15 protein-coding genes are annotated in these 20336 nt (G+C 72.5%); 12 read left to right on the top strand and 3 right to left on the bottom strand.

The window, feature by feature from the left end:
- Positions 1-2 precede the first annotated feature (2 nt).
- The 7 genes from WMF39_RS15370 to WMF39_RS15400 all read left to right on the top strand — a co-directional run bounded on the left by WMF39_RS15370 (position 3) and on the right by WMF39_RS15400 (position 10595).
- Positions 3-902, top strand: coding sequence for an ABC transporter permease (locus WMF39_RS15370; RefSeq protein ID WP_437747979.1), 900 nt, complete (start codon positions 3-5; stop codon positions 900-902).
- On the top strand, positions 899-1744 hold the full coding sequence (locus WMF39_RS15375) for an ABC transporter ATP-binding protein (protein ID WP_437746261.1): 846 nt from the start codon (positions 899-901) through the stop codon (positions 1742-1744). Before WMF39_RS15370 ends, WMF39_RS15375 begins: the two co-directional genes overlap by 4 nt.
- Before the next feature lie 130 nt (positions 1745-1874).
- Positions 1875-2303 carry a DoxX family protein gene (locus WMF39_RS15380; RefSeq protein WP_437746262.1) on the top strand — a complete coding sequence of 143 codons (429 nt, stop codon included), beginning with the start codon at positions 1875-1877 and terminating at the stop codon, positions 2301-2303.
- A gap of 239 nt (positions 2304-2542) precedes the next feature.
- Positions 2543-5452 carry a PAS domain S-box protein gene (locus WMF39_RS15385; protein WP_437746263.1) on the top strand — a complete coding sequence of 970 codons (2910 nt, stop codon included), beginning with the start codon at positions 2543-2545 and terminating at the stop codon, positions 5450-5452.
- Positions 5453-5798: 346 nt separating this feature from the next.
- Positions 5799-7586, top strand: a complete 1788-nt coding sequence (gene ftsH / locus WMF39_RS15390; RefSeq protein ID WP_437746264.1) for an ATP-dependent zinc metalloprotease FtsH — start codon at positions 5799-5801, stop codon at positions 7584-7586.
- 487 nt (positions 7587-8073) lie between these two features.
- Positions 8074-9210, top strand: coding sequence for a D-alanine--D-alanine ligase family protein (locus tag WMF39_RS15395; RefSeq protein ID WP_437746265.1), 1137 nt, complete (start codon positions 8074-8076; stop codon positions 9208-9210).
- On the top strand, positions 9207-10595 hold the full coding sequence (locus WMF39_RS15400) for a GNAT family N-acetyltransferase (RefSeq protein WP_437746266.1): 1389 nt from the start codon (positions 9207-9209) through the stop codon (positions 10593-10595). The genes WMF39_RS15395 and WMF39_RS15400 overlap by 4 nt, the downstream gene beginning before the upstream one ends.
- 40 nt (positions 10596-10635) lie before the next feature.
- Here the strand turns inward: WMF39_RS15400 and WMF39_RS15405 are convergent, their stop codons facing one another.
- Positions 10636-11679: a serine/threonine protein kinase gene (locus WMF39_RS15405; RefSeq protein WP_437746267.1), complete on the bottom strand. Its 1044-nt coding sequence runs from the start codon at positions 11677-11679 to the stop codon at positions 10636-10638.
- A 166-nt stretch (positions 11680-11845) separates the two neighbouring features.
- Between WMF39_RS15405 and WMF39_RS15410 the strand changes: the two genes are divergently transcribed.
- Both WMF39_RS15410 and WMF39_RS15415 read left to right on the top strand, forming a co-directional pair.
- A complete protein-coding gene (locus WMF39_RS15410) occupies positions 11846-12268 on the top strand; it encodes a tellurite resistance TerB family protein (protein WP_437746268.1) in 423 nt (140 codons plus the stop codon).
- 762 nt (positions 12269-13030) lie between these two features.
- Positions 13031-13924: a serine/threonine-protein kinase gene (locus WMF39_RS15415; RefSeq protein ID WP_437747980.1), complete on the top strand. Its 894-nt coding sequence runs from the start codon at positions 13031-13033 to the stop codon at positions 13922-13924.
- A 9-nt stretch (positions 13925-13933) separates the two neighbouring features.
- Here WMF39_RS15415 and WMF39_RS15420 read toward each other — a convergent pair whose 3' ends face one another.
- Positions 13934-15151: a hypothetical protein gene (locus tag WMF39_RS15420; RefSeq protein WP_437746269.1), complete on the bottom strand. Its 1218-nt coding sequence runs from the start codon at positions 15149-15151 to the stop codon at positions 13934-13936.
- A gap of 248 nt (positions 15152-15399) precedes the next feature.
- On the opposite strand from WMF39_RS15420, the gene WMF39_RS15425 reads away from it, so the two are divergent.
- The 3 genes from WMF39_RS15425 (at position 15400) to WMF39_RS15435 (ending at position 19206) form a co-directional block, all read left to right on the top strand.
- On the top strand, positions 15400-16512 hold the full coding sequence (locus tag WMF39_RS15425) for an S-(hydroxymethyl)glutathione dehydrogenase/class III alcohol dehydrogenase (RefSeq protein WP_437536085.1): 1113 nt from the start codon (positions 15400-15402) through the stop codon (positions 16510-16512).
- Between the two features lie 223 nt (positions 16513-16735).
- Positions 16736-18283 carry an aminopeptidase gene (locus WMF39_RS15430; protein WP_437746270.1) on the top strand — a complete coding sequence of 516 codons (1548 nt, stop codon included), beginning with the start codon at positions 16736-16738 and terminating at the stop codon, positions 18281-18283.
- Positions 18284-18483: 200 nt separating this feature from the next.
- On the top strand, positions 18484-19206 hold the full coding sequence (locus WMF39_RS15435; protein ID WP_437746271.1) for a type II toxin-antitoxin system RatA family toxin: 723 nt from the start codon (positions 18484-18486) through the stop codon (positions 19204-19206).
- Between the two features lie 39 nt (positions 19207-19245).
- Here WMF39_RS15435 and WMF39_RS15440 read toward each other — a convergent pair whose 3' ends face one another.
- Complete coding sequence (locus WMF39_RS15440) at positions 19246-20301, bottom strand: aldo/keto reductase (RefSeq protein ID WP_437747981.1); 1056 nt, start codon at positions 20299-20301, stop codon at positions 19246-19248.
- Positions 20302-20336: the final 35 nt, after the last annotated feature.

Genomic DNA, 20336 nt, shown 5'->3' on the forward strand with positions numbered 1-20336 from the left:
CGATGATCTCCGAGCGCAGCGCGCCGGCCGGGGCGGAGCTCGCCGGGGGCGCGGCCTTCGCGCCCGCCCCGGCGAGCGCGGCCCGGCGGGGCGCGTCGTCCCCCGCGCCGGCGACGACGCGCCGCGACCTCCGCCGCGCCTCCGTGCGCGCCGTGTCCGTGGCGGCGTGCGTCGGCCTCTGGCAGTGGGCGTCGATGACCCGCGCGGATCTCGGCGTCGTCACGTTCCTCAACGTGCCTGCGCCGACCGACGTCCTCGCCGCGGCGCGGGAGCTCTTCGCCTCGCCGAAGCTGTGGCAGCACCTCGGGAACAGCGTGTTCCGCGTCCTCGCGGGGTTCGCCGCCGCGGGCGCCACGGGGGTCGTGCTCGGGCTCCTCATCGGCAGGTCGCGGCTCGCCGAGGACACCCTGCTGCCGCCGCTCGAGATCCTGCGCCCCATCCCCGGCGTCGCCTGGCTCCCGCTCGCGATCCTGATGTTCCCGTCGGCCGAGCTGAGCATGATCTTCATCACGTACATGGGCGCGCTGTTCCCGATCCTGATCGCGACGATCCACGGCGTGGGCGCCCTCGATCCGCGGCTCATCGCGAGCTCCCGCAGCCTGGGCGCGCGCCCGCTCCGCCTGTTCCTCGAGGTGGTCCTGCCGGGCGCGCTGCCGAGCATCGTCACGGGGATGAGCATCGGCATGGGGACGTCCTGGTTCTGCCTCGTGACCGCCGAGATGATCGGGGGGCAGTACGGCATCGGCTACTTCACCTGGGAGTCGTACAACTTGCAGCGTTATCCGGACATCGTCCTCGGCATGCTGCTCATCGGCCTGCTCGGCATGGTCAGCAGCGCGCTCGTCCTGCGGGCCGGCGCGTGGCTCACCCCGTGGCAAGAGCCCCAGGAGAAGGGCCGATGACGCTCGACGCGAACCGCGCGGCGCGCCGGGAGAGCCCGGGGGGCGCCGTGGAGATCCGCGGCCTGTCCGTGGCCCTCGGGACGGGCGCCCGCCGCGTCGAGGCGGTGCGCGACCTCGACCTCCGCGTCGAGGGCGGCGAGCTGGTGAGCCTCCTCGGCCCGTCCGGGTGCGGGAAGTCGACGATCCTGAACGCCGTCGCCGGGTACGTGGCGCCGGAGCGCGGCAGCATCGTCGTCGGCGGCGAGCGGGTCGAGGGGCCGGGGCCGGCGCGCGGCATGGTCTTCCAGCAGAGCTCGCTGCTCCCCTGGAAGACCGTGCTGAACAACGTCGGCTTCGGCCTCAAGGTGCGCGGCGTCCCCGAGCGCGAGCGCCGGGAGGCGTCCCGGCGCCTGCTCTCGCTGGTCGGGCTGTCGGGGTTCGAGGACGCCTATCCGGCGCAGCTCTCCGGCGGCATGCAGCAGCGCGTGGAGATCGCGCGCGTGCTGATCACGGAGCCGCGCGTCGTGCTGATGGACGAGCCGTTCAGCGCGCTGGACGCCCAGACCAGGCTCTCGATGCAGGAGCTCTTGCTCGACGTCTTCCGCCAGGTGCGCACGACGGTGCTGTTCGTCACGCACGACATCGACGAGGCCATCTTCCTGTCCGACCGCATCGCCCTCATGACCCGCCGCCCCTGCTGCGTCGGCGCGGAGATCGCGGTGCCGTTCGGGAGGCCGAGGACCGCGGCGATCGTGGGCTCCGGCGAGTTCGCGGCGATCAAGCGGCGGTGCCTCGAGGCCCTCCGCGACGAGCGCGCGGCCGCCGCGCACCGCCACGACCTGGAGGCCCAGACCAGCGCGTGAGGCGCGGGCCGGCGCGCCGTGCCCGGGCCGCGGGGGCGCGGCGCCTCGGGCCGGCGGCTCCGGTCCTCTCGTACGCGCTTGATGTCCCGGGCGTTCCTCCTTACTACCGAGGCCGAGAGGAGTGATCCCGATGCTCAAGAGATTCCTGCGGGTAACCGACGTGCCGTTCTCGGCCTCGGTCGGGCTGCTCGCGCTGCGCGTCGTTATCGGCGTCGCGTTCATGTTTCACGGCTGGGGGAAGATCCAGGCCCCCTTCAGCTGGATGGGGCCCACCGCGCCCGTTCCGGGGTTCTTGCAAGGGCTGGCCGCGCTCTCGGAGTTCGGGGGCGGCCTTGCCTGGATCCTCGGCCTCCTGACGCCGGTCGCGTCGCTGGGCCTCGCCGCCACCATGGTCGTCGCGGTCTTGATGCACGTGTCGCGCGGCGATCCGTTCTTCGCGATGGGCGGACCCGCCTACGAGACGGCGGCGGTCTACCTCGCCATCTCGGTTGCGCTCCTCCTCGTCGGCCCGGGGAGGCTCTCCGTCGACGCGGCGGTCTTCGGGACGAAGCAGCGCTGAGCGCTCGCGCGCGCCCTCGCGCGATCCGCGCGAGGGCATCGCCGCCAGAGCTCGTGCGTCGGAGCCGAGCGCCGCTGCGCGCTCCGTCCGGCACGGCGGATGAGGTCGGCGCAGGCCCGGAGCGCCTGATCCATCTGCGTCGGACAGCGCGTGCGCCGTCCGGTTTGCGCGTCTGAATTGCGCAGGTCGAGCCGCGCCGTCCCGGTAGCCCGGCACTATGCTCTGGCCGGGAGGACCCGATGGGAGACGGGGCGATGGTGCCTTCGAGCGGCGCGCGACGCGGTGTCGCCGTCGCGGCAACCTGCTCGCTCGTCCTTGGGTGCGTCGCCCTGCTCGGCTGGTGGATCGGGTCGACCCCCCTCATCTCCATCGCGGACGGCCTGCCGAGCATGGTGCCCAACACCGCGGTCGCCTTCGTCCTGTCGGGGGCGTCGCTCTGGGCGCTGGGCGTGCGAGAGCGCCCGGCCCCGGTCCGCTGGCTGGGACAGGCGTGCGCCGCCGTCGTCGTCGCGCTCGGTCTCGCGGTCCTCCTGCAGTACGTCTTCGCGTGGGATCTCGGCATCGATCGCCTGCTGCCCGCGGGGCACGTGGATTTCCCGAGCAAGTTCCCCGGCAGGCCCTCGCCGAACACCGCGCTCTGCTGCTTCCTGATCGGCCTTTCGCTCCTCTCGCTGCCACTGAAGACGCGGCGAGCGTGCCTGCTCCTGGAGTGGAGCGCGCTCCTCGCCGCGGCGTTCGCGATGACCGCGCTGACCGGTTATGTGTTCGGCGTCGGCTACTTCTACGGGCTGCCGCCGCTCTTGCCGTTCACGGGCATGGCGCTCCACTCCGCGCTCGCCCTTGTCGCCCTCTCCTCCGGGCTTCTCATGGCGCGGCCCGATTGCATGACGCTCTCCACGCTGACGGCCAAGGGGCCCGGAGGCATCCTGCTGCGGCGCCTCCTGCCCTACATCATCCTCATTCCGCTCGTGATCGGCCGTGTCTTCCTGGTGGGCGCGGATCTCGGAGTTTACCCCATCGCGGCGTCGTTCGCGTTCGCCTCCGCCATCACGACGCTCCTGCTCGGGGCCATGCTCTGGGTCAGCGCGGCGCGCATGAACCTCCTCGACGAGGCGCGGCAGCGCGCCGAGGAGGCGCGCGCCTTCCTCGCGACCGTCGCGCAGGCCTCGGATGACGCCGTGATCGGCACCTCCCTCGACGGGACCATCCTGAGCTGGAACCCGGCGGCGGAGCGCCTTTACGGCTACGACGCCGGCGAGGTGATCGGGACGAAGCTGCCCGTCCTGTACCCGCACGAGCGTGCCGGCGAGGCGGAGGCCGTCCTCGCGCGCCTGCGCCGCGGCGAGCGCGTCGAGCGCTTCGAGGCCGTGTGCCGGACCAAGCGCGGGCAGAGCATCCATATCGAGGTCACGGTGTCGTCGATCGTCGACGCATCGGGCCGCGTCACCGGCGTCTCGACGATCTGCCGCGACATCGGGCGCCGCAAGGCGATGGAGGCCGAGGTCGCGAGCGCGCACGAGGCGGAGCGGCGCCTCCGCTCGCAGATCGAGGCGATCGGCGCCGCGAGCGCGGCGGCCTCGGAGGCGCTGGCGAGCCTGCCGCGCTCCGAGTCGGGGGTGCGCTCCGTGCTGGAGGTCTTGACGCGGCACGCGAAGGAGATCGTGGGCGCCGATTACGCGGCGCTCGGCATCGGAGAGGACAGCCAGCGGCCGTTCGACGCCTGGGTCCCGAGCGGCGTCCCCGCGGAGCGGATCGCGCAGATCGGCGCGATCCCGCGGCCCGTGGGCGTCCTCGGCGCGGTGGTCCGCGAGGGCCGCACGCTCCGGCTCGCCGACGTGCGCGCGCACCCCGCCTATATCGGCCTGCCGCCGCACCACCACCCGATCGAGGCATTCCTGGGCGTTCCGATCAGGTTTCACGGCCGGAGCGTGGGCAACCTGTACCTCGGCAAGCGCCCCGGCCGCCCGCCGTTCACCGAGGACGACGAGCGGGTCGCGGACCTGCTCGTCGACCGGACCTGCGGCGTCCTCGAGACCGCGCGGCTGTACCGGGCCGAGGCGAACGAGCGAAAGCGGCTCGAGGCGGTCGTCGAGCAGCTGCCTGAAGCGGCGATCCTGGTCGACGCCAAGGGGCGGCTCATCAGCTGCAACAAGCTCGCGCTCCAGTACGCGTCGAGCGGCGTGCGCGATCCCGATCCCTGGGGCAACCGGCTGTGCTTCGAGCACAGGACGCCGGCGGGAGAGCCCCTCGTCTGGGACGAGCGCCCGCTGATCCGGGCCCTCGAGCGCGGCGACGTCGTGACGGGCGCCGAAGGGCTCTTGCGGCGCCCCGACCGGGGCCTCGTCCCGGTGCTGGTCAACGCCGCGCCGGTGCGCTCGGACGACGGTGAGCTCCAGGGCGCCGTCGCCGTCTTTCAGGACATCTCGGCGCTCAAGGAGATGGAGCGGCAGCGTCAGGAGTGGATCGGCGTCATCGCGCACGATCTCCGCCAGCCCATCCAGGTCATCGCGACCGCGAGCCAGCTCCTGGGTCGCGCGGCCGTCGAGCAGCCCGCCGCGGACGGCCAGAAGCAGCTCGCCAGGATCACCTCGTCCATCGAGCGGCTGCGCCGCATGATCGACGACCTCCTCGACGCCTCGCGGATCGAGGCGCGGCAGCTCACGCTGGATCGTTCGCCGGTCAATCTGCGCGCGCAGCTCGGCGAGATCCTCGAGAAGTCGGCCGAGGTGACCGCGGGCCACGCCCTGCGGCTGGAGGTGAAGGGCGATGTGCCCGCCGTCCTGGCGGACCCCGGGCGGCTGGAGCAGATCGTCACCAACCTGCTCTCCAACGCGGCCAAGTACGGTCGACCGGAGGGCGACATCGCGGTCACGGTCAGCGCAGAGCGGGCCAGCGCGCACATCGCGGTGACCAACTGGGGCGGTGGTATCCCGGAGACGTCGCTCCCGTACCTGTTCAAGCGCTTCTCGCGCGCGCCCGAGGTCGATCCGCGCAGCGTCCGCGGCGTCGGTCTCGGCCTCTACATCACGAAGGGCCTCGTCGAGGCCCACGGGGGCACCATCTCCGTCGAGAGCAGCCCTGGCGGCGCGACGACATTCCGCTTCTCGCTGCCGTTCGCGCCCGAGGCCGCGCGAGCCGCCGGGGCGTAGCGCGCAGTCAGCCCCTCTCTGCCCCTCTCTCCTGCTTCCTGCTCCACCGGCGACCCCATCCCGAGAAGGGGGCTTTCAGGCGAGCTCGTCAATCCGCCATCGGCGAGCTCGTCAATCGGTTCTCCCAATCCTCCCAGGACCGCAGAGACATTTGTCCTGCCGCTGTCCGTTCTCCGTATTCCGTTTTGCGGTGCTGCCATCCTTTCGCAGGTTTCTACGGCTCAGATCGTCAGAATGATGGCAGAAGGAACTTCCTGAGGTTCGTATCCTTGCTACACCTGAGATCCGCTCCGGCCCGACGCCGGAGCAGTAAGGTGGCGCAGCAGTGAATTCCTGGTTCTTGCAGGTGAGTAAGCGGCTGGGGCCCGCGGGGCGCCGGCTCTGGGTGCTTGGGTTCATGGGGGTGGTGCTTGCGGTCACGCTGGGGCTCGCGCTGCGCGCGGCGCGCGAGTCGTCCGCGCAGCGCACGGCGAGTTACACCGAGCTCCTCCAGATCGCGCAGGCGGGGCAAGCGACCGCGGTCGAGGTGAGCGGGGATCGCTTCCTCGTGCGTCAGGCGGGCGGCGCCGCGGTGACGGCCGTCGTCGACGAGCCGACGCTCCGGCAGGAGCTGGTCTCCCGGTTCGCGGGCGCCGGCGCCTCTGTCGACTTCGCCTCCCGGGAGGATCCGTCGCGCGCCGCGTCCGCGGTGCTCCCGGTGGTCGTGCTCGCCGCGGTCGGCTTCGCGCTCTTCACGGTGAGCCGGCGGCGCAGCCCGAAGGTCTTCTCGGACGTGAAGGCCGGGGCGGCGCGGGCGGTGGTGCGCTTCGCCGACGTCGCGGGGATGCACGAGGTCAAGCAGGAGCTCGCCGAGACGGTCGAGTTCCTGAAGAGCCCCGATCGCTTCGCGCGCCTCGGCGGCCGCCCGCCGCGCGGCGTGCTGCTGACGGGCGAGCCCGGGACCGGCAAGACGCTGCTCGCGCGCGCCGTCGCGTGCGAGGCGGGCGTGCGGTTCCTCTCGGCGTCGGGGTCGAGCTTCCAGGAGATGTTCGTCGGCGTGGGCGCCTCCCGCGTCCGCGCGCTCTTCGCCGAGGCGCGCAAGTCCGCGCCGTGCATCGTCTTCATCGACGAGATCGACGCCGTGGGGCGGGCTCGCGCGAAGGGGCACGGCGACTCCGCCTCCGCGGAGCACGACCAGACGCTGAACCAGCTGCTCGTCGAGATGGACGGGTTTGACCACGAGACCGGCATCGTGGTCATCGCGTCGACCAACCGCGCCGACATGCTCGACCCGGCGCTGCTCCGGCCGGGGCGCTTCGACCGCAAGGTCACCGTGCCGCTCCCCGACGTGCGCGGCCGCGAGGAGATCCTCAACGTCCACGCCGGGCCGATCCCGCTCCAGGGGGAGGTCGATCTCAGCTACATCGCCCGCGGCACGCCGGGCTTCTCGGGCGCCGACCTGGCCAACCTCCTGAACGAGGCGGCCATCCTCGCGGCCCGCGAGGGCGCCGACGCGGTGGACCCGACGCACATCGACCGCGCGCGCGACCGGGTGCTCATGGGGCTCGAGCGCAAGGGGGTGCTCGTCGACGAGGACGAGCGTTATGCGACCGCCGTCCACGAGGCCGGGCACGTCGCGGTCGGGCTCCTCGCGCCGAGCTGCGATCCCGTGCACAAGGTGTCGATCCTGCCGCGGGGCCGCGCGCTCGGCGTGACCCAGGCGCTGCCCGAGAAGGATCGGCTGATGTACCGGAAAGAGTACCTCGAGGATCAGATCTGCATGCTGATGGGCGGCCGCGCCGCCGAGATGGTCGTCCTCGGGACGATGACGGCGGGCGCCTCGGACGACATCCAGCGCGCCTCGACGATCGCGTGGAAGATGGTCGCGGAGCTCGGCATGAGCCACCTCGGCCCCATCTGCGTCGGCGACGGGCACCCCTCGCGGAGCCCGGCCCTGCTCGACCGGGTCGACGAGACGGCGCGGGCGCTCACGGAAGCGCAGCTCTCGCGCGCCATCGAGATCGTGAGGTCCCGGCGAGGCGAGATCGAGGCGCTCGTCAGGGCGCTCCTCGAGAAGGAGACGCTCGGCATGGACGAGATCCAGGCCTGTTTCCCGGCCGATCGCAGGCCGCGCCCCGAAGGCCAGGCCGCCTGACCGGCGGAGGCTCGAGGACGCCGGAAAGGGAAGTCCTTTTCAGGCGTCCTCGGCGGCAGGCCGCCCGCTCGCCGCGAGCGCGTCCGGCGCTCTCCGCTCTCCCCTCTCGCCGCCGGACTCGACCCTTCCCCATGCAGCCCAGCCGTCTCCTCTCGTCTCCGACGCTCCCGCGCGTGTGGCTGGCGAGTGAAGAGCCTGTTGTCCGAGATACGTTGTGCTCGGAAAGCTCGCTTCCCGGCCGCGCGCGCCGGATCCGAGCCGGTGCGGGGGCTTTGAGCCGCGGCGCGTCGCGCCTTCTTTTCCGTCCGGAGAGGGCAAATCTCCCCTTGCGATTGCCGGGCAAGCTGGTGAAGTGTGGCCACTTGCATGCATGGATTCCGTTTCGTTCGCGTGTCTCTCGACAGGGCACCCTCTCCGCGTTCGCCGATGGCCAGGCCTCTCTCCGGCCGCTCCCTGAGCCCGGCGCGGCCGTCGCGGGAGGCGTGCGGTGCCTGAGCCTCGGATACTGATCCTGTCGAACAGAGATCCGGAGGAAGCCGTCGACGAGCCGCCACTCGCGCAGCGGGTGGGGAGCGGGCGGCTCCGGCTCGGTCGCGAGGACGGCAGCGCGGTGGTCGCGGAGAGCGTGCTCGCGGCCCTCGCCGCGGCCCCGGGCGTGCGCGTGGCGCACCGGCCTGTGCTCCGGCCGAGCGAGGTGCTCGCGGCCATCGGCGACCATCGCCCGGACGTGATCTTCAACCTGTGCGAGGCGCTCGACGGCGACAGCCGCCACGAGGTCATGTGCGCGTGGCTGCTCGCGGGGCTCGATCTCCGCTTCACGGGCAGCGATCACGTCGCGCTCCGGAGCTGCCTGCACAAGGCCGAGGCGAACCGGATCCTCGCGCGCGCCGGCGTGCGCGTGCCGGCGACGGTGCGGGTCGAAGGCCCGGATCGCATCCCGGAGGTCGCGTTCCCGGTCATCGTCAAGCCGGAGCGCGAGGACGGCTCGATGGGCATCGATCGTGGCTCGGTCGTCCACGATCGCAGGGCGCTCCGCGACCAGGTCGCCGCGGTCGTCGCGCAGTGCCGCCAGCCGGTGGTGGTGCAGCGTTACGTGCACGGGCGGGAGATCTCGGTCTCGCTGCTCGGGTGGCCGACGCCGCGCGTGCTGCCGCCCGGCGAGGTCACCTTTCAGGGCCTGCCAGAGGGGCACCCGCACGTGGTCACGTACGAGTCGAAGTGGCGCCCGGACACCGCCGCGTCGATCGGGACGCCCTCCTCGGCGGCGGTGCTGCGGCCGCTCGATCTGCGCCGGGTCGTCGCCGTGGGCCGCCGCGCGTTCGAGGTGCTCGGGCTGCGCGACTACGGCCGCGTGGACGTGCGGCTCGACGAGCGCGGCACGCCGCACGTCATCGACGTCAACCCGAACTGCGATCTCTCGCCGGACGCCGGCTTCGCGCGGGCGGCGGCGCGCGCCGGCCTGTCGTACGCCGACGTCGTCTGGGAGATCCTCCGCGCGGCGCTCGCCCGCGGCGCGCGCCACGACGATCTGCTCCGCGCCCGGGGCCGCGCGCCGGCGCGCGGCCGCGCCGCGGCGCGCTCCGCTGCCCGCGGCGGTCTCGCCGCCGCGCCCGAGGCGCCGTGATCACCCAGCGCGGCCTCCGCGCGGAAGATCGGCCGCTCATCGCCGCGCTGCTCGAGTCGGTCCCGGCGTTCACCGACGACGAGCGCGCGGTGGCGCTGGAGCTCGTCGACGTGACGCTCGGCCAGCCCTCGACGGACGGTTATGGCTACCGGTTCGTGCTGAGCTTCCAGGGCGCCCCGGGCGGCGACGGGGCGCCGCGGCTCCTCGGGTACCTCTGCTACGGCCGCACGCCGATGACGCAGTCCACGTACGACCTGTACTGGATCGCGACCTCGCCCGATTTCGCCCGGTCGGGGGTGGCGCGGGGGCTCGTGTCCACGATGGAGAGCGAGATCGCGCGCGAGGGCGGCGGCCTCGTGCGCGTGGAGACGGGCAGCCGGGAGGGGCACGGCGCGGCGGTGCGCTTCTACGACGCGGTGCGGTTCACGCGGGCGGCGGTCCTCGCCGACTTCTACGCGCCGGGCGACGATCTCATGATCTACACGAAGCGGGTCGCCCCGCCGGCGCCCTCGGCCGGCGAGGCGTCCGCGCGCGGCGAGGCGCCGGCGCGCGGCGAGGCGCCGGCGCGCGGCGAGGCGCCCGCGCGCGGCGATACGCCGCCGCCGGGCGAGCCTGCGCTCTACGACGCGGCGTTCGGCTACCGCGACTACGCCGCCGAGCGCGACTTCCTGCTCGCGTGCGCGCGCCGCTTCGGCGGCCGCCCGGTGCAGCGCGTCCTCTCGTGGGCCTGCGGGCCCGCGCGGCACCTGGAGGCCTTCGCGGAGCTCGGCGTCGGCTGCGCCGGCGCGGACGGCTCGGCGGCGATGATCGCCTTTGCGGAGCGCGCCGCGGGCGCCCGCGGCGCCGGGGCGTGCATCCGCTTCTCGTGCGCGGAGCTCGACGAGCGCCCGGACGTCGCGCCGGTCGATCTCTCGTTCGTGCCGCTCTCGGCGATCCACCAGCTGGCCACGCCGGCGGCGCTCGAGCGCCACCTCCGGCTCGCCGCCTCGCTGCTCCTGCCTGGCGGCGTCCACGTCATCGAGGCGACCCACCCCGCCGATCTCACGCCGTCCGGCGTGAACAGGACGGAGTGGACCGAGCTGCGCGGCGAGCAGTCGATCGACGCGCGGTTCCGCATCCACATCGAGCGGTCGACGCCCGATCGCGTGGTGCCCGTGACCCTCGAGGTGGTGTGCTCGGCCCGGCGCAACGGCGGCGCGCCGAGGGAGCTCTCGTCGATCCGGCAGGAGGCGACGTGGTACGTCCCTGACCTCGCCGGGTGGCGGCGCGTCGCGGAGCGGGTGCCGGAGCTCTCGCTGGTGGCGACGCTCGGCGACTTCAACGTCGACGTGCCGTTCGAGCACGCCGCGGCGTGGCGGCTGATCCTGGTGCTGAAGCGCCTCTGATCGACGCCGCGCGCGCCCGCGGTGGGCGCTTCCAGCGGGATCAGTTCAGGTCCCAGAAGTACTTGCCCCCGCTCGGCGGCGGCTCGTCCGCGCCGCCGCCGGGGCCGCCCGTGTCTCCGTCGCGCGTCAGCTGGAGCACCTCCTCGAGCGAGCTCGCCTCCTCGCGCCAGTACGCCTCCGTGCCGAAGTGCGGAAAGGTCCTCGGGAAGATGGGGTCGTGCCATCGCCGCGCGATCCACGCCGCGTAGTGGATCATGCGCAGCCCTCGGAGCGGCTCGATCAGCCCGAGGGTCGAGCGGTCGAAGCGGCGGAGCTCCTCGTAGCCCTCGATGAAGAGCTCGCGCTGCTGCCGGGCGGCCTCGTCGCGGCCGGGGAGGAGGAGCCACAGGTCCTGCACGGCGGGGCCGACGACCATGTCGTCGAAGTCGAGCACGCGGAGCGCGCCGTCGCGCAGGAGCAGGTTGCCCGGGTGCAGATCGCCGTGGATGCGGTGCACGTCGACGCCGCGCAGGCGCTCCTCGGCCGCGTCCGCGACGGCGCGCGCGGCCGCGAGGTACCGCGGCTCGACGGCCGCGGGGATGAGCTTGCGCTCGACGAGCCAGCCGAGGTCGTCGCGCGCGTAGGTGTCGGCGGAGAGCCGGACGCGGTGCTCGGCGGCGCTGGCCGCGCCCACGTTGTGGATGCGGGCGGCGAGCCTGCCGAGGCGCACGAACAGCTCGTCGCCGAGCTCGTCGGGGGCGCGGCCGCCCATGCGCTCGAAGAGGCAGTAGGGGATGTGGTCGATCTGCTTGAGCGTCTCGCCGTCGGGGAACGGGCGCGTCGGGCAGACGGGGATCTCGGCGTCCGCCAGCTCCGCGAGGAACCGGTGCTCCTCGAGGATCTGCTCCCGAGTCCAGCGCCCCGGCCGGTAGAACTTGGCGATGACGCGGGTGCGATCCTCGCGCTCGACCTCGTAGACGCGGTTCTCGAACGAGTTCAGCGGGTAGCAGACGCGGTTGCAGTGGACGCCCGCGGCCTCGACGGCCTCGATCACCTTGTGCGGCGTCAGCGACAGGAAGAGGTCGGTCGGGGTGGTGGTGCTCATGGTGGGGAGAGTTGAGCACCGACCGGCGTCGCGCTCGACGAGAACTTTCGCCGCGCGCTGCCGGAGGCCGTTGCCACGCGCCGTTGCCACGCGGCGAGCGCCATTACCGGGCGGGCCCAGGGGCGCTGTGTCAAGCGCGGCCGTGATACGCTATCCTGAGGACCTCATGATGGAAGAAACGCAGCTTTCGTTTCGTCACCTCGAGATCAGCAGGCTCGAGGCGATGGTCGAGATCATGTTCCTCGCCGCATACGCTGACGGATCCATCAACGAGGCCGAGCGCGCCGAGCTCGCGCGGCACGTGACGGCCATGAGCGAGGGGCGGCTCGGGGCCGACCTCGTCGAGTCGCTGATCTCCATCATCGAGCGATCGGTGCGCGACGAGGGCAGGAGCGGCCGCTTCGCGGCGCTGCGCGTCCGCCTGCCCGACGTGCGGATGCGCGAGGCCGCGATCGAGCTGGCCGTCCGGCTCGTGGCCGCCGACGGCGTGATCCACGAGAGCGAGCACGCGCTGCTCGTCGAGGCGGCCAGGGCCCTCGAGGTGCCGATCGCGTTCAAGGGGCGCGTCGTGCCCGGCTCCGCCCGCTGAGCGGCGCGAGGGGGCGACCGCGCCGCGGCGATCCCGGCGCGCGCCCCGTGGGTGCCTCGCTGGCTATCGGGCGATCCTGACCGACATCCTGTGTCGATGTACCCGTCGAGCGCCGGTGTGGCGCGCAGGGAATGCGTCGTGCGACGACCGTTGCGCCGGCGGATCGGCCGCGCGCTCGTCCCGGGACCGCGCCGGCGGACGACGCGCTGCGGCCACGGAAGACGCGCGCGCCGGTCGCGGCGGACGGCGCGCAGCCTCCGGGGCGAGCCGATGGCCGCGGGCGCCGGATCTGATGCCTCCACACCGCAATCCCGGCGCCGCGGCGGGCGGGAAAGAGGCGGATCTGCGGCGATTTTCATCGGCCTGCTCCTTGCAGCACACGTGGGCAAGGACATGGACAGCCACCGAACTGACAGCTCCACGACGCCACATGGCGGCTCGATGGATCCCGCGTCGAATCGATCCCGCCCCCCGAGCGGGGGCCGAGCCTCTCAGCGTGCGTACCGCTCGCCGCGGTCTCCGCGCTGGCCCTCGTCTCACCGCCCTCCGTTCGAGCCAGTCGACCTCCGGACGTCGGGCCGCCTGTCGCGGCCGTCCGGCTCGGCCTTCCGTCATGGCGGGGACGTCGCGCCGCTGGAGACGCCGAGCGACGCTCCGGCCACCCCGGCGAGCGTACCGCCCGCCACGCTGCGGACCGGGCTTGCCGGAGCGCCCTCCGCTGCCGCCCTGGCGGTTCCTGCGAACGACCCGTGCTCCGCCGCGCTGCGGCGCTACGCCCCAGGCGACGTCCTCGGGGGGCGCTATCGCCTCACAGAGCTCCTCGGAGAGGGCAGCATGGGCGCCGTGTGGAAGGCGCGGAATCTCTCCCTGAGCCTCGATGTCGCGCTGAAGCTCATCCGTCGCGACTGCGCCGTCCCCGAGGCCACCTCGCGGCTGATCCGGGAGGCGCAGGCGACGGCGCGGGTGTCGCACCGCGCCGCGGTGCGGATCTTCGATCTCTGCTTCACGGAGGAGGGAGAGCCGTTCGCGGTGATGGAGCTCCTCCAGGGCCGGTCGCTCGCCCAGGCGCTCGCCGAGTCGGGCGCGATGTCGCCCATCTCCGCGGTCCAGCTGCTCCTTCCCGTGATCGGCGCGCTCGGCGCGGCGCACGGCGCGGGGGTCGTGCACCGGGACGTGAAGCCGGCGAACATCGTCCTCGTGCGCGAGGGCCGCCGCACGGTCCCCAAGCTGATCGACTTCGGGATCGCGTTCACCGCGGTGCGCGCGGCGGGCGACGAGCGGAGGGAAACGCTGGTCGGGAGCCCGGCCTACATGGCGCCCGAGCAGGTCCGCGGCGGGCAGGAGTCGGACGCGCGCGCCGACGTGTGGAGCGCGTGCGTCGTGCTCTACGAGCTCGTGAGCAGCTGTCGCCCGTTCGGCGGCCCGAGCAGCATCTCCATCGTGCACGACGTGCTGCGCGCCGCCCCGCCGCGCCCGGAGGCCCTCGAGCTGCACCCGCGGCTCTGGGAGATCATCGAGCGCGGCCTGGCCAAGGACCCTGACGGGCGCTTCACGACCATGGCCGCGCTCGGCCGCGCGCTGGCCCAGTGGGCGATCGCGGCCGGGGTCGCCCACGACGTGACGGGCGCGTCCCTCGTCGACTACTGGCTGTCGTGAGAGGGGCTCTCAGTACGTCACGCCGCAGCCCTTCGCGTCGGCGAAGGCCTTGATCGTCTCGAGCTCGGCCGTGGTCGCGTCGCTGTAGGCCCAGCTGATCGCGCCCGCGTATCCCTGGCTGTACCAGCTCTCCAGGAGCGTCGGCAAAGCGGCCGTCGCCAGGCCGGCGATGGGGAAATCCCCCATGATGACGGGCTTGTCCGTGATGCCGTAGTCCTCGGGCGACTGGTTGTAGGGCCAGTACAGGTTGACCCGGTCGTTGATATGAAAGGTGTAGAAATCGACGTCGGTGTCGCGCCAGGACCGCGCCCACTTCATCGACGCCGAGCCGATCGTGACGAGCGCCGTGCTCTCCGCGCGCAGCGCCCGGATGGCCTCGCCGAGGAACGCCGTCATCTGCGCGTGCTCGATCGGATCCACCTGGGCGTCGGGTTCATAGCGAGGGCCGTCGTCCGGGCTCGGTCCGGTCATGGCCAGCTCGGGCTCGTTGATCACGTCCCACGCGACCATCCGGTGCCGGTAGGGGCTCTGCGCGACGGCCCTGGCGATCGGCCGGACGACCTTGTCTATCAGCTTCGCGCGCCGCTTTGCGTCCTTCACGATGGGGGTGATACCGACGGTCTTCACGTCGGCGTCGAGCCGCGTCGGGTGGAAGTTGTCGAAGGAGAACAGGCAGAACACCAGGTTGACGTCCGCCTGCTCGGCGAGCTCGAGCGCCTTCTGGACGTCGCGCCGCGTCGTCCCGCCGAGGCCGGTCGGGTTCTCGCTCGTGTCGAAGACGACGCTCTCGCCCCGGATCTCCGGCAGCATCCACCACCGCACGACGCTCGCCCCGTGAGCACGGATGTCGGCGAGGTTCTTCGCGTGCGTCTCCGCCTCGGCCGCGACGCCGCGCTTGTCCCACGCGGCGATGCCGCCGAAGTCGCCGGCGAAGTTGTGCCACGCATAGTTCATTCCGAACATGAAGCGCTTCTTGCAGCCGATCGTGATACCAGCGCTCTCAGCGGGGCACTCGTCGACACACCCCATGGTGTCGATCGGCGCGCCTCCCTGTCCTCCGTGGCCACCGTCGGAGGGAGCGCTCTCGCCGCCGGCGCCGCCGGCGCCGCCAGCGCCCTTGCCGGCCGCCCCGCCGGCAGGCGGGCTCCCGCCAGTGCAGGCGACGAGGACCAGCGCGGCTGTTGCGATGAGCGCGCGGAGACCCGGTGGGCAACGGAGTGTGTTCATAAGGACAGCGGGGTGATCGTACGCGTGCTGTCACGCGAACGCCATCCTCGGGCGGCGGCGCGGGCAGCGAGCGGGCTGCGCGATGCGGGCAGGCCGGGCGGCGCAATGCGGGCAGGCTGGACGGCGGGCGACGCGGGGCGGCGCCGGCGGGGTTCCCCTTGAAACCTGCTTCCCCGCCCGGCTATGGGAGGGGCTCGGGCGCCGCTCGGGCCCCGAACGCCCCGCTTGCGGGAGGAGAACCACCGATCATGAAAGCGCGCGCAGCCGTGGCCCACAAGGCCGGCGAGAAGCTGACGGTCGAGGACGTTCAGGTGGAGGGCCCTCGCGAGGGCGAGGTCCTCATCGAGATCAAGGCAACGGGCGTCTGTCACACCGACGCTTACACGCTCTCAGGCAAGGATCCGGAGGGACTCTTCCCCGCGATCCTCGGCCATGAGGGCGCGGGCGTCGTCGTCGACGTCGGGCCGTCCGTGAAGAGCCTCAAGAAAGGCGATCACGTGATTCCCCTCTACACGCCCGAGTGCCGGCAGTGCTCTTATTGTACGAGCGGAAAAACCAACCTCTGCCAGGCCATCCGCGCCACGCAGGGGCGCGGGCTCATGCCGGACGGAACGAGCCGATTCTCGATCGGCAAGGAGCGGATTCACCATTACATGGGCACGTCGACCTTCTCGAGCTTCACCGTCCTGCCCGAGATCGCCGTCGCCAAGATCCGCGAGGACGCGCCGTTCGACAAGGTCTGTTATATCGGCTGCGGCGTGACGACGGGTATCGGCGCCGTCATCAACACCGCGCAGGTGAGGCCCGGCGACAACGTCGTGGTCTTCGGCCTCGGCGGCATCGGGCTGAACGTGATCCAGGGCGCCCGGATGGCCGGCGCCGACATCATCGTCGGCGTCGACATCAACCCGAAGCGCCGCGAGCTGGCCGAGAGGTTCGGCATGACCCACTTCGTCAACCCGAGCGAGGTGGCGGGGGATCTCGTGCCCTACCTCGTCGATCTGACCCGGGGCGGCGCCGATTTCAGCTTCGAGTGCATCGGCAACGTCAAGGTGATGCGCCAGGCGCTCGAGTGCTGCCACAAGGGCTGGGGGACGAGCATCATCATCGGCGTCGCGGGGGCCGGCGAGGAGATCGCCACGCGCCCCTTCCAGCTCGTCACCGGGCGCGTCTGGAAGGGCACCGCGTTCGGCGGCGCCAAGGGGCGCACCGACGTTCCCAAGATCGTCGACTGGTACATGGAGGGCAAGATCAAGATCGACGAGCTGATCACCCACACGATGCCGCTCGACGACATCAACCACTCCTTCGACCTCATGCACGAAGGCGAGTCGATCCGCAGCGTCGTGCTCTTCTCCTGAAGCGACGCGGAGCTCGACGCCGGCCGCCTCGCGCGTGACCGCAGGGGCGGACGAGCGCGCCAGGCCGCTCGGCGCGCGGGCCTGGCGCGCGCCGGGCGCGGCGCGTGCTCCATGCCCGCGCGCCAGGCCTGCTCTTCGGGGCGCACGTCGGTGCCGTGTCGGTGCCCTATCGGCGGCGACGGGTGCTGCAAAAATGCTGACCCATGTGACATCATTCGCCGCCATGGTCCATGTCACCTCCCTGGCGGGGCTGCCCGCCAACGCCCTCGCGGAGTCGACCGCGGCGATCGCGGCTTGCGATGCTGTCGTCCTCGTCGCGCCATCGCCCATCGCGAAGTACGCGGGGGGGCTCGGGTCCGCCGTGGGCGCGGTGGTCGAGGCTGCGGCGCGCGTCGACTCCGCGCTCGAGGGCAAGAGTGCTCCGGTCGTCCTGCCGGCGCCGGGGGTGCCTGGCGGGCGCCTGGTGCTCGCGCCGATGGGGCCGCTCTCGGAGGACATCGATGACGTCCGCTCCGTCGCGGAGGCCGCGGCGGCCGGCTTCGCGCGGGCGGTGGACGCGGGGGCGAGCCGGCCGCTGCTCGTCGTTCGCGCTCCGGTGGGCGCCGCGCCGCGGTTCGCGCGGGCCGTCGAGGTGGGCGCGCTCGCCGCGCTCGGGAGCCAGTGGACGCCGCTCGAGGCGCGGGAGGCGGAGATGGCCCCGCGCTCGGCCGAGTCGGTCGCCGTGCTCGGGCTGTCGGAGGCGCGCGCCCGCGAGATCGCGGCCATCGAGGTCGGTCGGGCGCTCTGCCGCGACATCACGGGCACCGAGCCGGAGCGGATGGCGCCCCGCCGCGTCGCCGAGCTGTGCGAGGCGGCGTTCGCCAGGACGGGGGTGCTCGTCAAGATCGAGCGCAACGTCGATGACTATCCGCTCATCAGCGCGGTCTCGCGGGCGTCGCGGGTCGTCGAGCGGCACCGGCCGTGCGTCGTGCGGCTCGACTACAGGCCTCGCGGGGAGATCCGGCGAACGGTGCTGCTCGCGGGCAAGGGCGTCACCTACGACACGGGCGGCGTCGATCTGAAGACCGACGGGCACATGGCCGGGATGTCCCGGGACAAGGGCGGCGCCGGCGCGGTCGCCGGCCTCGTGCGCGCGGCCGCGGCGCTCGGCCTGGAGGGCGTGCGCATCGTCGGGCTCCTCGGGCTCGTGCGCAACAGCATCGGCGAGGAGTCGTATGTGAGCGACGAGATCATCCGCAGCCGCGCCGGCGTGCGCGTTCGGATCGGCAACACCGACGCCGAGGGCCGCCTCATCCTGGCTGACCTGCTCGCGCTCGGGCGGGAGCTCGCCATGAGCGGCGCGGCCGACCCTATCCTGTTCTCGGTCGCGACGCTGACCGGGCACGTCTACCGCGCCCACGGGCCTTATACCGGCGCGATCGGCAACTCCGCCGCGCGGCCGGAGCTCGACAGGCTCGACGTCCTCGCGGAGCGCTGGGGCGAGCCGATGGAGCGCGTCCGGCCGCGGCGCGAGGACTACGCGTTCGTGGCGCCCCGGTCGAGCGCCGAGGACGTGGTCTCCTCGAACCGCCTCGCCTCGGTGAACACGCCGCGCGGGCACCAGTTCCCCTTCGCGTTCCTCGACATCGCCTCGGGGCTCAAGGGGGGGGCGCTGCCGTTCATCCACCTCGACATCGGCGGCGTCGGGGTCGAGTCGGCGGACTGGCAGTTCGGCCGCCCGACAGGCATCCCCATTCCGAGTCTGACAGCTTATCTCTCTGGCGAATCCTGACCGATAGGAGCGGGAAGGAGGAGACACGGGGCCTTCCGAGCTCTCGTGGAGAATCGGGAAGGAGCCCGTGGTTTCCGCGCTCGATGGGCGGGTGATCCGTTCTTGGTGGCCGGGGTGGGGGGGCGGCCCGAGCGGATGTGTTGCGCGGTATCATCGGGGCGATGGGGGCGGCCGGCACGTCGCTGGCAAGCTGGGCCGTCATGCGGAGAACTCGCTCGACCACGACCGGCCATCACGCATCGATCCCGCGCGCGCTCGCCGGGGGACTCGCCCTCGCGGCCACCGCGTGCAGCACGGGGGAACGGGGGATCAACCTGGATGTACCGCGCCTGCCGGCGCAGCGCGACAGAGGTGATGTCCTGCCGGCTGTCACGAGCGACGGCGAGCAGGCCGAGCGCGCGCAGCCGGCGCCCGATACGACCGGGATCACGAGCATGGCAGTCCCGATCGGAAGCACCGGATTTGCGCGTGGACGGTCGACGGTGGTCGTGAAGGGCTCGCTGGAGCGCGTGCGCGCCGCGGTGCTCTCGTTCGAGCGTTATCCGGAGTTCATGCCGCACTACAAGAAGTGCCGCCTGCTCGGGCGCACGCCCGCGGGCGGGTGGGATCTCTACATGGAGGTCTCGGCCCTTTCGGGCGCGGTCACGATGTGGGCGCGCATCGAGATCCAGAAGCCGGTCGTCGAGGATGGCGTCGAGACGTACTCGTCCCGCTTCATCTCCGGCAATGTGCAAGATCTCCAGGCCATCTGGCGGCTCGAGAAGATCGACGCCCAGTCGACGCGCCTGTCCCTCGAGGTGTTCCTCCGGCCGAAGCTGCCGCTTCCGAAGAGCCTCCTCAACGCGGAGAACCTGGACGGCTCGGCGCGCGCCGTCGCAGCCATCCGGGCGCGCGTCGAGCAGGCGCAGGACGGGAATCGCTGACGCGCGCGCGAGCGAGGCGGAGAGGCGGCGAGGCCGGCGTCACCCGCCCGAGGCGAGCCGCCGGACGGGGTTGGGCACGTCGAGCCGCGCCGCCGTGGCGCCGTAGACGACCCGCTCGGTGCCGGGGTCGCCCAGGAACTCGTAGGGAAAGCCGAGCGGCACGCGGCTCGCCGCGTCGAGCCTCTCGAGGGCCGCGGCGGGCAAGACGACGTCGAGGCAGCCCAGGCAGTCCTGCATCTGCTCGGGCTTCCGGGCGCCGATGATGGGGATCACCTGCGCCGGGCGCGACCTGAGCCACGCGAGCGCCACCTGCGCCGAGGAGCAGCCGAGCTCCTCGGCCACCGCGTCGACCGCGCGCGCGACGCGCAGGCCCCGCTCGTCCAGGCGCCCCTGGTTCATCGCCGCGCGCGCGGCGTCGTTGCCGCCACCCCGCGTGTACTTGCCCGTCAGCACGCCGCCGGCCATGGGCGCCCACGCGAGCACGCCCAGGCCGAGCCGGGATGCCATCGGGACGAGCTCCCGCTCCACCGTGCGCTCGATCAGGCTGTACTCGATCTCGATGCCGATGAAGTGCGACCAGCCCCGGAGCTCGGCGATCGCGTTCGCCCGGGAGACGACCCACGCAGGCGCGTCGGACATGCCGACATAGAGCACCTTGCCCGCGCGCACCACGTCGTCGAGCGCGCGCATGAGCTCGGCCTCCGGCGTCGTCCAGTCCCACGCATGGACCCAGAGCAGATCGATGTAGTCCGTCCCCAGGCGCTTGAGGCTCGCCTCGACGGACTGGACAAGGTTCTTCCTGCCGTTGCCGCTCGCGCTCGGATCGGCGTCGTTCATGGAGAGCGAGTACTTCGTCGCGATGACCCACGCGCCGCGGTCTCCGCGGACGAGCTCCCCGACGATCCGCTCGGCGCTGCCGTTCGTGTACTTGTTGGCGGTGTCGATGAAGTTGCCGCCGCGGGCGCGGTACGCCTCGAGGATGCCGCGGCACGCCTCGGCCGAGGCGCCGAAGCCCCAGTCCTCGCCGAAGGTCATGGTGCCAAGGCTGATCTCCGAGACCTTGAGCCCGCTGCCGCCGAGCAGCTTGTAACGCATCTCCATGGTCGTCCTCCTCGGGCGCAGTCGTCGCC

This window comes from Sorangium sp. So ce1504, assembly GCF_051521635.1.
GTDB lineage: Bacteria > Myxococcota_A > Polyangia > Polyangiales > Polyangiaceae > Sorangium > Sorangium cellulosum_B.